This is a genomic window from Methylobacterium aquaticum (assembly GCF_001043915.1).
Taxonomy (GTDB): domain Bacteria; phylum Pseudomonadota; class Alphaproteobacteria; order Rhizobiales; family Beijerinckiaceae; genus Methylobacterium; species Methylobacterium aquaticum.
This window is the reverse complement of the sequence record NZ_LABX01000081.1, coordinates 60,215-72,982: the sequence shown is the minus strand read 5'-3', so window position 1 is coordinate 72,982 and position 12,768 is coordinate 60,215. Positions and strand designations below refer to the sequence as shown.

General features: G+C 72.2%; 13 protein-coding genes. 7 read left to right on the top strand and 6 right to left on the bottom strand.

The genetic code is table 11. The features are described from left to right. Positions 1-302 precede the first annotated feature (302 nt). From VP06_RS11385 to VP06_RS11370, 4 genes are all read left to right on the top strand, one after another. The gene (locus VP06_RS11385; RefSeq protein ID WP_048463873.1) at positions 303-707 is read left to right on the top strand and encodes a flagellar biosynthesis repressor FlbT; all 405 of its coding nucleotides are present in this window, start codon (positions 303-305) and stop codon (positions 705-707) included. A 150-nt stretch (positions 708-857) separates the two neighbouring features. Continuing rightward, entirely contained in the window at positions 858-1,073 is a 216-nt protein-coding gene (locus VP06_RS11380) for a hypothetical protein (RefSeq protein ID WP_048463872.1), read from the top strand. Between the two features lie 57 nt (positions 1,074-1,130). Further along, positions 1,131-2,681 (top strand): cation:proton antiporter, encoded by a 1,551-nt coding sequence (locus VP06_RS11375; RefSeq protein ID WP_048463871.1) that lies wholly within the window; start codon positions 1,131-1,133, stop codon positions 2,679-2,681. Between the two features lie 173 nt (positions 2,682-2,854). Then, the gene (locus tag VP06_RS11370; RefSeq protein WP_048463870.1) at positions 2,855-4,063 is read left to right on the top strand and encodes an alpha-hydroxy acid oxidase; all 1,209 of its coding nucleotides are present in this window, start codon (positions 2,855-2,857) and stop codon (positions 4,061-4,063) included. Positions 4,064-4,283: 220 nt separating this feature from the next. On the opposite strand, the gene VP06_RS11365 is transcribed toward VP06_RS11370, so the two are convergent. Then, the gene (locus VP06_RS11365; RefSeq protein WP_048463869.1) at positions 4,284-4,544 is read right to left on the bottom strand and encodes a hypothetical protein; all 261 of its coding nucleotides are present in this window, start codon (positions 4,542-4,544) and stop codon (positions 4,284-4,286) included. A gap of 248 nt (positions 4,545-4,792) precedes the next feature. Here VP06_RS11365 and VP06_RS36235 point away from each other — a divergent pair, with 248 nt between their 5' ends. The 3 genes from VP06_RS36235 to VP06_RS11355 all read left to right on the top strand — a co-directional run bounded on the left by VP06_RS36235 (position 4,793) and on the right by VP06_RS11355 (position 6,596). Beyond that, the gene (locus tag VP06_RS36235) at positions 4,793-4,945 is read left to right on the top strand and encodes a hypothetical protein (protein ID WP_156295549.1); all 153 of its coding nucleotides are present in this window, start codon (positions 4,793-4,795) and stop codon (positions 4,943-4,945) included. 758 nt (positions 4,946-5,703) lie between these two features. Beyond that, positions 5,704-5,955, top strand: coding sequence for a hypothetical protein (locus VP06_RS11360; protein ID WP_048463868.1), 252 nt, complete (start codon positions 5,704-5,706; stop codon positions 5,953-5,955). 170 nt (positions 5,956-6,125) lie between these two features. Then, the gene (locus VP06_RS11355; protein WP_053081714.1) at positions 6,126-6,596 is read left to right on the top strand and encodes a GNAT family N-acetyltransferase; all 471 of its coding nucleotides are present in this window, start codon (positions 6,126-6,128) and stop codon (positions 6,594-6,596) included. A 101-nt stretch (positions 6,597-6,697) separates the two neighbouring features. Here the strand turns inward: VP06_RS11355 and VP06_RS11350 are convergent, their stop codons facing one another. From VP06_RS11350 to VP06_RS11330, 5 genes are all read right to left on the bottom strand, one after another. Continuing rightward, a complete protein-coding gene (locus VP06_RS11350) occupies positions 6,698-7,825 on the bottom strand; it encodes a CgeB family protein (RefSeq protein WP_048463867.1) in 1,128 nt (375 codons plus the stop codon). Further along, a complete protein-coding gene (locus VP06_RS11345; protein WP_048463866.1) occupies positions 7,822-8,994 on the bottom strand; it encodes a glycosyltransferase family 4 protein in 1,173 nt (390 codons plus the stop codon). Before VP06_RS11345 ends, VP06_RS11350 begins: the two co-directional genes overlap by 4 nt. Next, entirely contained in the window at positions 8,979-10,277 is a 1,299-nt protein-coding gene (locus tag VP06_RS11340; protein WP_048463865.1) for a TIGR04295 family B12-binding domain-containing radical SAM protein, read from the bottom strand. The genes VP06_RS11345 and VP06_RS11340 overlap by 16 nt, the downstream gene beginning before the upstream one ends. A 217-nt stretch (positions 10,278-10,494) precedes the next feature. After that, complete coding sequence (locus VP06_RS11335) at positions 10,495-11,568, bottom strand: NAD-dependent epimerase/dehydratase family protein (RefSeq protein ID WP_048463909.1); 1,074 nt, start codon at positions 11,566-11,568, stop codon at positions 10,495-10,497. Continuing rightward, on the bottom strand, positions 11,568-12,686 hold the full coding sequence (locus VP06_RS11330; protein WP_048463864.1) for an NAD-dependent epimerase/dehydratase family protein: 1,119 nt from the start codon (positions 12,684-12,686) through the stop codon (positions 11,568-11,570). The genes VP06_RS11335 and VP06_RS11330 overlap by 1 nt, the downstream gene beginning before the upstream one ends. Positions 12,687-12,768 lie beyond the last annotated feature (82 nt).

Sequence of the window (12,768 nt, the reverse complement as noted above, 5' to 3'; positions counted from 1 at the left end):
CGAGTTGTTCCGATCATCCATACAGTGAATTCTTAATCGTCCGCGCCCTAGCGTCGGGCCCATGTTCACCCATTCCCTCTCCAACGCCCTGCCGCGAGGGCAGGCCCGCCGGCCGCTTCCATCTCCGGATGGTGTGGGGCCGGTCGTGCGGTCCTCGTGCCGTGGCCGGGCGCCGGACGGGGGCGGGCGGCACGGGACGGCGCCGCTGGCGCGGTCCTCCGCCGGCCCGTCGGGGTGACGGAGCGGATGCAACCAGACTCGGAAGGCGCACCCTTCGCTCAAGCTGATACGGACCGACGCCCATGCCCCTGCGCATCCACCTGAAGCCGTTCGAGCGCCTGATCATCAACGGTGCGGCGCTCCGCAACGGCGAGCGCTCGACCAACCTGCTGATCGAGAACACCTGCAAGTTCCTGCGCGAGAGCGAGATCATCCCGGAGAGCGGCGCCGACACCGCCTGCAAGCGCCTGTGCGTGACGCTCCAGCTGATCTACCTCGCCGACCATCCGATCGAGGCCGACGACCTCCTGGTGCGGCAATCGATGGAGATCCTGCGCAGCATGCCCACGAGCGCGCCCTACCTGGTGGCGATCCAGGACGAACTCGCGGCCAAGCAATATCACCGCGCCCTGAAGATCGGGCGCGAGCTGGTCGCCTACGAGCGCAGCCTGATGGAGCGTCTCGGCGGCGCCACCAACGCGGCCTGACCCCCCGCGCGGCGTGCGAGAGCCGCCGGTCTCCGCATCGCAGCCGCGACGGCAGAGCGACATGGCCAAGCGACCGGTGGGGTATCGTCAGCCACGCCGTTGCACCAATTCCGCCCCGGCCCGGCCGCAATGGAGGGTGATGACGCGGTGATGAGCGACCCCACCCGCATCGACTGGAGCACCCCCGCGCAACTCGTCGTCTGGCCGGGCGACGAGACCGGCGATCGCCCGACCGTGACCCTGCGGGAGGCGGTGGTCGAGGCGGGCCGGATCGAGACGGGCATGGTCTGGATCGTCCTCGCCGACGGGCACATCCTGCGCCCGGGCCAGATCGCCGAGTTGCAGGCCGCCCTGCCGCGCGACTGAGCGTCCCTCAACCACCCACGCCCCGCGCGCGTTGCCCTCCTTCAGACGGGAGGGATGATGCTGATCTTCGAATGGATCGCCGGCGTGCTCGTCGTCGCGGTCCTGCTCGCCGGGGTGGCGCGGCGCCTCGGGGCGCCGTTCCCGGCCTTTCTCGCCATCGGCGGGGTGATGCTGGCCTTCGTGCCGCAGGTGCCGCGGCCGGGCCTCGATCCCGACCTGGCGCTGGCCTTGTTCCTCGCCCCGGTCCTGCTCGACGCCGCCTCTGACACCAGCCTGCGCGACCTGAAGCGCAACGGGTTGCCGATCGCCGGCCTCGTCGTCGGGGCGGTCGGGGTCACGACCGTGGCGGTGGCCCTGGTGGTGCACTGGCTCGTCCCCGACATGCCGCTTTCCGCCGGCATCGTGCTCGGCGCCATCGTGGCGCCGCCGGATGCGGTGGCGGCGCTCTCGGTGCTGGCGCATGTCCGCCTGCCGCACCGCCTCGTCACCATCCTCAAGGGCGAGAGCCTGTTCAACGACGCCTCGTCGCTGCTGATCTACCGCTTGGGCCTGGGGGCCGTGGCGACCGGCTCGTTCTCGGTCGCCGAGGTCGCCCCGACCTTCCTGATCGGCATCGTCGGCGGGATCATCGCCGGGCCGGTCCTGGCGATGCTCTACGTCCGGCTGATGCGCCGGGTCACCGATCCGCCGAGCGCCGTGGTGCTGCAATTCGTCGCCACCTTCGGCCTCTGGCTCGCCGCCGAGCGGGTCGAGGTCTCGGGCGTGCTGACGGTGGTGAGCTTCGGGCTGACGGTGTCGCGGCTCTCGCCCCAGACCATGCCGGCCCATCTCCGGGTCACCTCCAACACCGTCTGGGAGACGGCGGTGTTCGTGCTCAACGTGCTCGCCTTCGTGCTGATCGGCCTCCAGATCGGCCCGATCCTCGAGGGCCTGAGCCCGGAGGAGCGACGCCGCACGGCGGTCGTCGCCGCGGCGGTGTTCGGCACCACGGTCGCGGTGCGTCTCGCCTGGGTGCTCGGCGCCCGGGCCGCCGCCCGGCTCTGGCACCGCCTCGCCGGGCCTGTCGGACCCCAGCCGATCGGTCTGCGCTCGGGCACGATCGTGGCCTGGTGCGGCATGCGCGGCGTCGTCACCATCGCGCTCGCCCTGGCGCTGCCGGGCGACTTCCCGCATCGCGGCCTCGTGGTGCTGACGGCGTTCTGCGTCGTGCTCGGCACCCTGGTGATCCAGGTCCTGACCTTGCGCCCGCTGCTCGCCTGGTTCTCGCTCGGCGACGACGATCCGGTCGGGATCGAGATCGGCCGGGCCCGCGCCGCGGCCTACCGGGCGGCCCGCGACAGCCTGGCCGACGAGACCTCGCCCCATGCCGAGGCCCTGCGGCGGGAATTCGACGTGGCGTTGCGCGAGGCGGAGGAGCATGACGAGGGCCTCGCCCCGGCGAGCCTGCCCGCCGATCGCTTGCGCCGCCGCGCCGTCGAGGCCGCCCGGGCGGTGATCCTGTCGTTGCGCGAGCGCGACGAGATCGGCGACGACGCCTACCTGCGCCTCGAAGAGGAACTGGACTGGGCCGAACTCAGCGCGACCCCGCGGGAGGAGGTCGTCCCCTGATCCGCGCGGTGTCGGGCCGCGCCGGGCGCAGGGCGAAAACGATGGTCAGACCCGAACGGTTGATTGTATCCCGGGCGGGCGTGAGACCAAAAACCCGCGTGCCGGGCCAAAGGCTGTCCCGGCGCGGGGCGAGAAGAGACGGAAACGAGCGAGACGCCATGCACGCCACCCGAATGCCCTCGTCGCGGCCGCCCTCCTGGACGTCGCGGTTCTTCACGAGCGGCCCCGTCACCTGCATCGAGGACCTGCGCGTGCTCGCCGAGCGGCGGGTGCCGCGGATGTTCTACGACTACGCCGATTCCGGCTCGTACTCGGAGGGCACCTACCGGGCGAACGAGGACGATTTTTCGACGATCAAGCTGCGCCAGCGCGTCGCCGTCGACATGACGAACCGCACGCTCGCCAGCACCATGGTGGGCCTGCCCGTCAGCATGCCGGTGGCGCTCGCGCCGACCGGCCTGACCGGCATGCAGCACGCCGACGGCGAGATCCTGGCCGCCCGCGCCGCCGCCAAGGCCGGCGTGCCGTTCACGCTGTCGACCATGAGCATCTGCTCGATCGAGGACGTGGCCGAGAATACCGACGCGCCGTTCTGGTTCCAGCTCTACGTGATGCGCGACCGGGACTTCATCGACCGGCTGATCGACCGCGCCAAGGCGGCGCAATGCTCGGCCCTGGTGCTCACCCTCGATCTCCAGATCCTGGGCCAGCGCCACAAGGACGTGAAGAACGGCCTCTCGACCCCGCCCCGGATGACGATTCCCAACATCGTCAACCTGGCGACGAAGCCGCGCTGGTGCCTCAACATGCTGCGCACCCAGCGCCGCACCTTCCGCAACATCGTCGGGCACGCGCAAGGGGTGGGGGATCTCCGCTCGCTCTCGTCCTGGACCGCCGAGCAGTTCGATCCCCGCCTCAACTGGGACGACGTCAAGCGCATCCGCGACCGTTGGGGCGGCAAGCTGATCCTCAAGGGGATCCTCGATCCCGAGGATGCGGAACTGGCCGCCCAGAGCGGCGCCGAGGCGCTGATCGTCTCCAACCACGGTGGCCGTCAGCTCGACGGGGCAATCTCGTCGATCGCGGCCCTGCCCGACATCGTCCGGACCGTGGGCGACCGGATCGAGGTGCTGATGGATGGCGGCATCCGCTCGGGCCAGGACGTCATCAAGGCGCTGGCGCTCGGCGCCCACGGCGTCTTCATCGGCCGGGCCTTCCTGTACGGACTCGGGGCCGGCGGGGAGGCGGGCGTGACCCAGTGCCTCGACATCATCCGCAAGGAACTCGACGTCACGATGGCGATGTGCGGCCTGCGCGACGTGCGCCAGGTCGACGAGCGGATCCTGGCCGGCAAGCCGGCCCTCGCCAATCGGCCGTTCTGACGCAAGACGACTCCGCCCGATGGGAGCATCGGGCGGAGCGGATGACCTGATGCCAACGGCCGAAGATGCTGACGCATCGATCCGATCTCGGCCAGGCCAAAGATCGACGCGGCCGTTGGCTCGATCTCGAAGTTCCAATGCCAAGCCCAGATGTCCGTGACATTGGGCTTGGCGTAAATCCGAGACCGGCGCCAACGGTCGTCTTCAACGACCGTTGGTATTACATGCGGTGCATATGGCGATGCATGTGGCGGTGACGCATCATGTGCCGCCGGTGCATCATGTGGCGGCGGTGCATCATGTGCCGGTGCATCCGGTGATGACGCATCATCCGGCGCTCGCCGCGGGTCATCTGCACGGTCTCCACCATGGGAGCGGCCTGGAGGCCAGCCGGGCTCGCCGGGGCCGCAGAGGCCGCGCCGCCAAAGGTGAGGGCGCCGAGAACGGCGGCCGCCGCGAGGCCCAGAGTCAGCGTCTTCATCTTGGTGTCTCCTCTTGCGCGGCTCCCGCCCTCGGGGCGCGAGCCGGCCCGCCGAGGCGGGAGGTTTTTCCCGCTCGGGGCGGGTCACGGGAAAGGTTCATCCCACGGCGAAGGTTCCGGGGGGCGATCATTTTTCGCGCGCGCGATGGTTTAAAAAATATGATCGGGTGCCGTACCCTCCGGCGCTCCCGCGCGTTTCCCTCCGCGCCCCGGACAGGGGCCGCAGCGACAGGGGAGGGCGTCGAGCCATGAAGCAGGCGATGCACGAGGGCATCCGGATCCAGGCCGACGCGGACGGCACCTTCACGCTCTACAGCGATGCCCGGGTGATCCTGCGCGGCCTCACCCGCGAGCGCGCCTACCGCCTCGCCGGCCGGCTCGGCGAGTTCGTCGAGTACTGATCCGTCGGACCGCGCCGGTCACCCGCCCGGCCGGCGGCGTCAGCCCCGGGGGATCGAGGTGACGGCATCCGGCCCCGCCTGCGATGCGGATTGCGCCGAACGACGCCCCGGCCGCATCGACGAGCGCCACCGCCTCCCTCACCGCCTCGACCTCGGTCTGCGTGAAGCGCCTCAGCGGCCGGTCGTCCTTCACCTCGACCAGGGCACCGGTCTCCGGTTCCGTGAGGGCAGCCAGCACCGCGCGCCCCGGCACCGTACCGGCACCGTGGAAGAGCGGGATCGGGATCCGTCGCCCGACCAGCTACCACGCTCCGCACGAGCCCCCTGATCCCGCGAGCCAGAGGCCCGGATCGGCGCGATGGCGACCCCGCTGGCGCGCGCCGGTGCGGTGGCATGAGCGATCGGCATCGCTCCCCGACGGAGCCGCCCCGGAAGCCTCTCCCCTCTGCGGGCCACCCGGTGCCCCGGCCACGGTTACCGGAGACCCACCGTGGCATGCAGGGTCCCCTTCCGCACAGTCTTGCCGCAATCCCGCGAAACAATGCTATCGTCCCGTCGGCGAAGCGACGCCGATCTGGCTTGGCCGTATCGGTCGAGCGGTGGCGCTTCCGCATGGTTCTTCCCCGAGCGGACGGTCTTCCGCCCGCTCGACCCGCCTCATGACGCCGGTCCCGTTCTTGCTGATCCCGCGGGGCCGACGGGCATCCCATCCCGGGATCGCTTCGGATGCGGCTTGAACCGCACGAGGCCGACGCCGCATGGCCCAGCAGAGTTTCCAGATCCGCCCCGGGCCGCCGCCCCCGATGAGCGCCGACGATGCGGCCTGCCGGGCCTGCTGCGGGCAGATGCGCGCGCATTGGCAGGAGCGGCCCCATGCCCGGCTGATGGTGGTGGCCTCGACCCCGGTGGTCGAGGCGTTCGGCGGCGGCGTGGAGACCCGCTATCTCTGCCTCGAATGCGGGCACACCCTGATGCACTCGACCGGTCGCTTCGGCCAAGGATGGCATTGACGAGGGTGGCACCGAGGACGGAAGCAGGCACGATCGGGCCGAGCACCGCCGACCCTCGGCGGATCTCGCGGACGCGGTCGCGGGTGTTGCGACGGATGATCCGTGACAACACAAGAATCTCGTCGGACGTGCGTCGATCGGCCACCGCACGTCTGCGGAAGGAGCGCCCGATGCGCCACGCGATCGTCACCACCGCCGAGCGGCCCGACCTCGCGCCCCTCACCGGGCGCTGGCGCTGGGAGGCGTTCCGGCAGGAAGAGGATGACAGCCTCGCGGAGATGATGGCGGCGCAGGCCGCGGGCGCCGCCGGACCCGGCCCGATGCCCCGCACCTTCGTGCTCCTCGATGACGACGAGCCCGTCGGCATGGCGAGCCTGGTGGCCCACGACCTCGACCCGCGGCCCGACCTGACCCCCTGGCTCGCCGGCGTCTTCGTGGCGCCCCAGGCCCGGGGCCGGGGCCATGCCGTCCGGCTGGTCGCCGCGGTCGAGGCGGACGCCGCCGCCCTCGGGATCGCGACCCTGTGGCTCTATACCCGCAGCGCCGAAGCGCTCTATGCCCAGATCGGATGGCGGAACGTCGAGACGTTTGCGTATCGGGGCCGGATGTATGCGCTGATGCGGCGGGATCTGTCCGCGTAACGGCCACGCGGCGCCAGGATCGGGACGCGGGCTGACGCCGCATCCACAGGGCGAGGCACAGGGCAGCGATCGGGGGCGCCGGCGCGAGCGCCGGAATCGGATCACCGCCGCAGCCGCTCCGCCACCGCCAGCAGCTCCGCCGCCCGGTGGGCGCAGGTGTGGCGCGCCCGGATCGTCCGCAGGCCGTGGGCCGCCAGTCCCGCCCGCAAGCCCGGATCGTTCGCCAGGTCGCGCAGGTGGCGCTCCATCGCCGCGCCGTCCGGCGCCACCAGGAAGTCGCTCCCCGGCGTGAACAAAGCTTCGCTGTCGCGCCAGGGCGCCGAGACCAGGGGGATGCCGCAGGCCAGGGCCTCGAAGACCCGGATCGTCGGAATGCCCGGCAGGGATTCGACGTAGAAGCGCCGCGGCACGTGCACGGTGGCGAGGTGGCGGGCAAAGATCTCGGGCGCGCGGGCGTTGGGCAGCCAGCCGCGGTAGCGGGCCCCGGAGCGCCGCAGGGTCGCCAACGCCTCGTCGGGATAGCGCACGCCCCAGACGTCGAGGGGCAGCCCGGCGCGCGCCGCGGGCCCGAACAGGAAGTGCTCCAGCTCGGCGCTGCGCTCGCCGTCGCCCCAATTGCCGATCCAGACCAGCCCCTCCCGGGGGCCCTCCACCGCGGGCGGGCGGAACAGGCGGGTATCGGCGGCCTCGTGCCAGACGACGACGCGATTCCCCCAGCCCCAGCCGCGATAGACCTCGGCCAGCGTCTCGCCGAAGGCGAGGACGCCGTCGTACCCGGAGAGATCGTAGGCCCGCATCGCCGCGGGCTCGCTCACCGCCCGGTGGTGGGTGTCGTGGAAGAGCAGCGTGAAGCGGCCGCCCTTGCGCCGCGCCGCGCCGAGGCCGGCCACGAGGGCGGGCGCGTTCCATTCATGCACCAGCACGAGGTCCGCGCCGTCGAGGGCGGCGTCCAGGGCGGCGTCCGAGTCAGCGTCCGAGTCAGCGTGCTCCTGGCCGAAGCCCGGCGGGTCGATGAGGGCGGTCAGCTCGGGATAGGGCGCCAGGGAGGCGGCGAGGCCGGCCGCGCCGTGGTCGCGCAGCAGGTTCTCGACGCTCCAGGACCCCTCCGGCTCGTGCGCGGCGACCGTATGGCCGAGGGCCTGCAACTCGCGCAGCACGCCGCGCAGGAAATGGGCGTTGCCGTGGTTCCAGCACGAGCGCAGGGACTGCGTGAAGGCGACGACCCTCACGCCGGGATCCCGGCCCGCAGGGGCGGTGCCTCCAGGACCGCCCGGTAGGCGTCGAGCACCCCCGCCGTCATCGCCTCGACCGTATAGCCCTCGGCCCGGCTGCGCGCCTCGGCGCCGAGCCGCGCCCGGATCGCCGGATCGGCCGCCACCATCTCGATGGCATGGGCGAAGCCCGCCTCGTCGTCGGGCGCGATGAAGATCGCGGCTTCGTCCCACAACTCGCGGAAGGTCGGGATGTCGGAGAGCACCAGGGCGCAGCCGGCGCTCGCTGCCTCCAGCACGCCGAGGCCGAAGGGCTCGTAGCGGGCAGCAGAGGCGTAGATCGGGGCCCCGGCGAGCCAGCGGGCCACGTCCTGGTCGCTGAGCCGCCCCAGCGGCCGGAGATGCTCGGGGGAGAACTGCGCCGCGTTCGGGCCCTTGAGGTCGCCGGCGGCCACCAGGGGCAGCCGCATCCGGGCGGCGGCCCGGTCGAGGGTGCGGGCGTTCTTGCCCTCGTCCCAGAGCCGGCCGGCGGTGAAGGCGAAGGGCGAGGCGGCGGCGCCCGCCGGGATGCGCGGCCCGCGCGCGGCGGCGCTGCGCCGGCCGTTCGGCACCACGCGGGGCGGGGCGATGCCGTAGGTCGCGGCGGTCGCCTCCGCAAAGGCGTGGGTGGGGCAGAGCAGCGTGTCGACCCGGCGGTAGCCCTCCGCCACCAGGCTCGCCCGCCAGGCGAGGTCCGGCGGCAGCGGACCGGGTCGCATCGCCGCCCACCAGGTGGCGACGCAGGAATGGGCCACCGCCACGACCGGGGCGCAGAACCCCGTGATGGCGGCGAGCGCCGGGCTGTTGAGGTGGATCAGGTCGGCCCCAGCCCGCTCGGCCTCGCGGGCGACCAGGGCGGCGGCGGCCTCGACCTCGCCGGGGGTGAGGGCGGTCCAGTCGAGGCTCGCCCCGAGGGGGCACAGGGCGAGGCCGCGGATGGCGCGGGCGGCACGGAGCTGGTCCTGGCACGGTTCCGGCCCCAGCACCGCCAGAGTGACGCCGACCCCCTGGCGGGTCAGCTCCTCGGCGAGGTCGAGCCCGTATTGCCAGATTCCGCCGACCGCATCGACGGTCATGAACAGGTTGAGGGCCGGCGTCCCCCGATAGGGGAGGGGTCGTCCGGCCGGAACCGTCAGGCTGGGCAGCATGCCGCCTCCAACTCGCGCAACGGGGCCGGCCGCTCCTCCTGGATGTCGCTGAAGCGGTCGAACTGGCCGAGGTAATGAGCGTGCGCCCGCTCCCACGCCTCGCCGTCCGGCTCGCCCCAGAGGCGGCGGTAATCGGGCGAGGACGGGTAGGGATAGAGCGGCACGGGGTCGTTGGCCCAGACGCCGGCCGCGCGCAGCCGGTCGCGCCAGGACGCCACCATCTCCGGATCGTCGCCCGCGACCTTGATGAGGTTCGCCTGCACGAAGGGCACCGAGCGGCGGGCATGGATCAGGCGCTCGGCGAGGTCGTCGGTCGAGGCGCGGCACTTCTTGTCGAGCATCGCGCGGCCGGCCTCGGTCAGGCTCTCGACGCCGGCCTCGATCGAGACGCAGCCCGCCGCACCCAGCAGGTCGAGCATGTCGGGCTTCCACAGGTCGATCCGCGTCTGCACCCCGAACTCCACCTTGCGGGCGGCGAGCGCCTCGAGCAGCGGCGCCTGGGGCAGGAAGATCTCGTCGATGAAGTAGAGGTAGGTCACCCCTTGCGCGATCAACCGGTCGACCTCCTCCAGGATGAGCGGCAGCGCGCGCCGCCGGTAGGCGTCCCGGAAGTCGATCTTGGCGCAAAAGGTGCAGGAATAAGGGCAGCCGCGCGAGGCTTCGATCTCGGCGCCCGGTCCCTCCGGCGCCCGGTCGAAGCGGTGGTGGTGGTGCGTGTGGCGCGCCACCCACTCGTCGGGCCAGGACAGGGCGGGCAGGTCGGTGAAGGTGGTCGCCGCGGGGCTGCCGGTGACGACCGTCCCGGAGGCGTCGCGGAAGGCCAGGGCCGGCACGGAGCCGAGCCGGTCGAGCCCGCCCTCGGCGAGGCGCGTCACCACCTCCTCGCACTCGCCCCGCACCACGATGTCGCAGGCGAGCTTGGCAAGCGTCGTCTCCGGCGTGACCGACCCGTGCGGGCCCACCGCCACGGTGCGGCCGCCGCGGTTGCCCAGCGCGTCCAGGAAGGCGCGGGGCACCCGCAACTCGGGCTGGGCGCAGCGCCAGAACAGGTAGGTCGGGGCGGTGGTCACCACCGTGATCGTCGGGGCGAACTCCGCCACCCGGTCGGCCAAGCCGGCGAGCGAGAGCCCGTCGAGGGCTCCGTCCAGCATCAGCACCGTGTGGCCCGCTCGTTCCAGCAACACCTTGCACGCCCCGAGTTCCAGGGGGAGATGCGGGGAACGGCACCCGAAATAGATGCTGTTCTCGAAGCTCCAGGTCGGATTGACGAGGGCGATTCTCAAAGCGGCTGTCCTGGACCGGGAACGGGCATCGCAGATACTGGTAGCGACTATGGAGGAAGTGGCGGGGCCGCTCCGCACGACAAGGGCTTTTCGCCCGAATGCCGTTAAGCGATTGATACCAATGGGGCGTCCGTCATGCCGCAGGTGCATGGCGTGCGCTCGACCATGCCGTCGCCGCGGGCGCGAGACGGGAACCGAAGCGCGTCTCGCGCGTGTGTCAGCCCGGCGCCGCCTGACGCGCCGTGGGCCGGCCCCGGCTCTCGGCGATCCAGTCCGCCAGGCGCCTCAGGCCCTGCCGCCAGGGCAGCGGTGGAGGCAGCCCGAGATCGGCGACGGCGCGGCGGGCATCGGACACGTAGTAGCGCTGGTCGCCGGCGCGCCAGTCCTCGAACCTGACATCGAGGGGATGGCCGACGATCGCCTCGATGGCGGCCAGCACCTGGCGCAGCGATACCGCGTTGCCCGGCCCCCCGCCGAGATTGTAGGCCCGGCCTTTCACCTGCGCGATCCGCGCGAGCGCCGCCCGGTAGGCCGCGACCGCATCCCCGACATCGAGCACGTCCCGCACCTGGCAGCCGTCGCCGTAGACGGTGATCCGCTCGTGCTCCATCGCCCGGATCAGGAAATGCGCCATCCAGCCCTGGTCCTCGGTGCCCATCTGCCGGGGACCGTAGATGCAGCTCATCCGCAGCACGCAGGTCGGCACTCCGAAGCTGCGGGCGTAGTCGAGCACGTACTGGTCGGCGCCGCCCTTGGAGCAGCCATAGGGCGTGTGGAAGTCGAGGGGGCGGTCCTCGCCGATGCCGTGGGCGAGAAGGGCCGGGTCTTCCGGTGCGTAGGCGTCGCCCACCCGCCGGAAGGTCAGGTCGGCGAGGTCGCCATAGACCTTGTTGGTCGAGGCGAAGACGAGGGCAGGAGGGTCGGGGCGCCGCCGCAGGGCGTCGAGAAGGGTGAGCGTCCCGCCGAGATTGACGGCGAAATCCGCCGCCGGATCGGCGAGGCTCGTCGTCACGGCGACCTGGGCGGCGAGGTGGACAACCGCCGAGGCATCCGAGGCCGCCGCCGCCAGCGCGCCGGCATCGCGCACGTCCGCCGTCACGGCGGAGATCCGCCGGGGATGGCGCGCCTTCAGCCAGGCGAGGTTGGCCTCGACGCCGGGGCGCAGCAGGGCGTCGTAGACGAGGACGTCCCGCCCCTCCGCCGCCAGGGCGTCGGCGAGGTTGGCGCCGATGAAGCCGGCGCCGCCGGTGATGAGCACCGGGCGAGCCGCGAGGCCGGAATGGAGCGCCATCACGCCACCAGCCCGCGCCGGTCGAGTTCGCGGCGCGCCTCCTCGACCCGGTCCCGGGCCTCCTCCTGCGCCGCCACCCAGGCGGCGAGTTCCGTGAGCCCGTCCGTGAAGTCGCGGGCTGGGCGATAGCCCAGCTCGTCGCGCGCCTTGGTGAGATCCGGGATGCAGTGGCGGATGTCGCCGGCCCGGGCCTTGCCGGCGATCTCGGGGGTCAGGTCCGGCCGGCCCATCGCGCGGGCGAGCAGGGCCGCGACCTCGCGCACCGACCGGTCCTCGCCCGAGCCGATATTGTAGACTTGGCCGGCGGCCTTAGGCCGGTCCAGCGCGAGCAGGAAAGCCTGCGCCACGTCGTCGACCTGCACGAAGTCGCGCCGCTGGTGCCCGTCCTCGAAGATCACCGGGGGGACGCCATTGTGCAGCCGCGAGGCGAAGATGGCGAGCACGCCCGTATAGGGGTTCGACAGCGCCTGGCCCGGTCCGTAGGCGTTCCAGAGGCGTAAGCCCACACCCTCCATGCCGTAGGCGGGGGCCAGCATCAGGGTCAGGCGCTCCTGGGCATATTTCGTCAGCGCGTAGACCGAGGCCAGAGCCGGGCGCTTCCATTCCGGCGTCGGCACCGGCACCAGGGGACGGCCCTCCTCGTCGAGGGGGTCCCACGGTGCATCCGGCCTGGAGCGGGGCTGGCGCACAACCTGCTCGCGCACCCGCCCGTCGGCGCCGCGATACAGCCCCTCGCCGTAGACGCTCATCGACGAGGCCACCACCACCCGCCGGACCGGCCGCTCGATCAGCGCCTGGAACAGCACCGCGGTGCCGTGGTCGTTGACCGCGACGTAGCGGTCCACGTCGTACATGCTCTGGCCGACCCCGACTTCGGCGGCGAGGTGGATCACCGCATCGACGCCCGCGACCGCCTCGGCCACGGCGCGCCCGTCGCGGATGTCGCCGATGCGCAGCTCCACCGCATCGGGCAGCCCCTCGGGCCGCACCCGGTCCCCATGGACCTGCTCGATCAGGCGATCGAGCACGCGCACCCGGTCGCCCCGGGCGACGAGGGCCCGCGCCACGGCCCGGCCGATGAAGCCGGCCCCGCCGGTGATCAGGATGGTCTGCGGCAACCGTCGCGCTCCCTGAAGGATCGTACTGCCAAAGGTCGTACTGCCAAAGGTCGTACTGCCAAGGCTCGTCCCGTTCCGGCCA

Bases quoted from the DNA above. Each gene is read 5' to 3' on its own strand.
- VP06_RS11385 (WP_048463873.1), top strand. From the start codon at position 303: ATGCCCCTGCGCATCCACCTGAAGCCGTTCGAGCGCCTGATCATCAAC.
- VP06_RS11380 (WP_048463872.1), top strand. From the start codon at position 858: ATGAGCGACCCCACCCGCATCGACTGGAGCACCCCCGCGCAACTCGTC.
- VP06_RS11375 (WP_048463871.1), top strand. From the start codon at position 1,131: ATGCTGATCTTCGAATGGATCGCCGGCGTGCTCGTCGTCGCGGTCCTG.
- VP06_RS11370 (WP_048463870.1), top strand. From the start codon at position 2,855: ATGCCCTCGTCGCGGCCGCCCTCCTGGACGTCGCGGTTCTTCACGAGC.
- VP06_RS11365 (WP_048463869.1), bottom strand. From the start codon at position 4,544: ATGAAGACGCTGACTCTGGGCCTCGCGGCGGCCGCCGTTCTCGGCGCC.
- VP06_RS36235 (WP_156295549.1), top strand. From the start codon at position 4,793: ATGAAGCAGGCGATGCACGAGGGCATCCGGATCCAGGCCGACGCGGAC.
- VP06_RS11360 (WP_048463868.1), top strand. From the start codon at position 5,704: ATGGCCCAGCAGAGTTTCCAGATCCGCCCCGGGCCGCCGCCCCCGATG.
- VP06_RS11355 (WP_053081714.1), top strand. From the start codon at position 6,126: ATGCGCCACGCGATCGTCACCACCGCCGAGCGGCCCGACCTCGCGCCC.
- VP06_RS11345 (WP_048463866.1), bottom strand. From the start codon at position 8,994: ATGCTGCCCAGCCTGACGGTTCCGGCCGGACGACCCCTCCCCTATCGG.
- VP06_RS11335 (WP_048463909.1), bottom strand. From the start codon at position 11,568: ATGGCGCTCCATTCCGGCCTCGCGGCTCGCCCGGTGCTCATCACCGGC.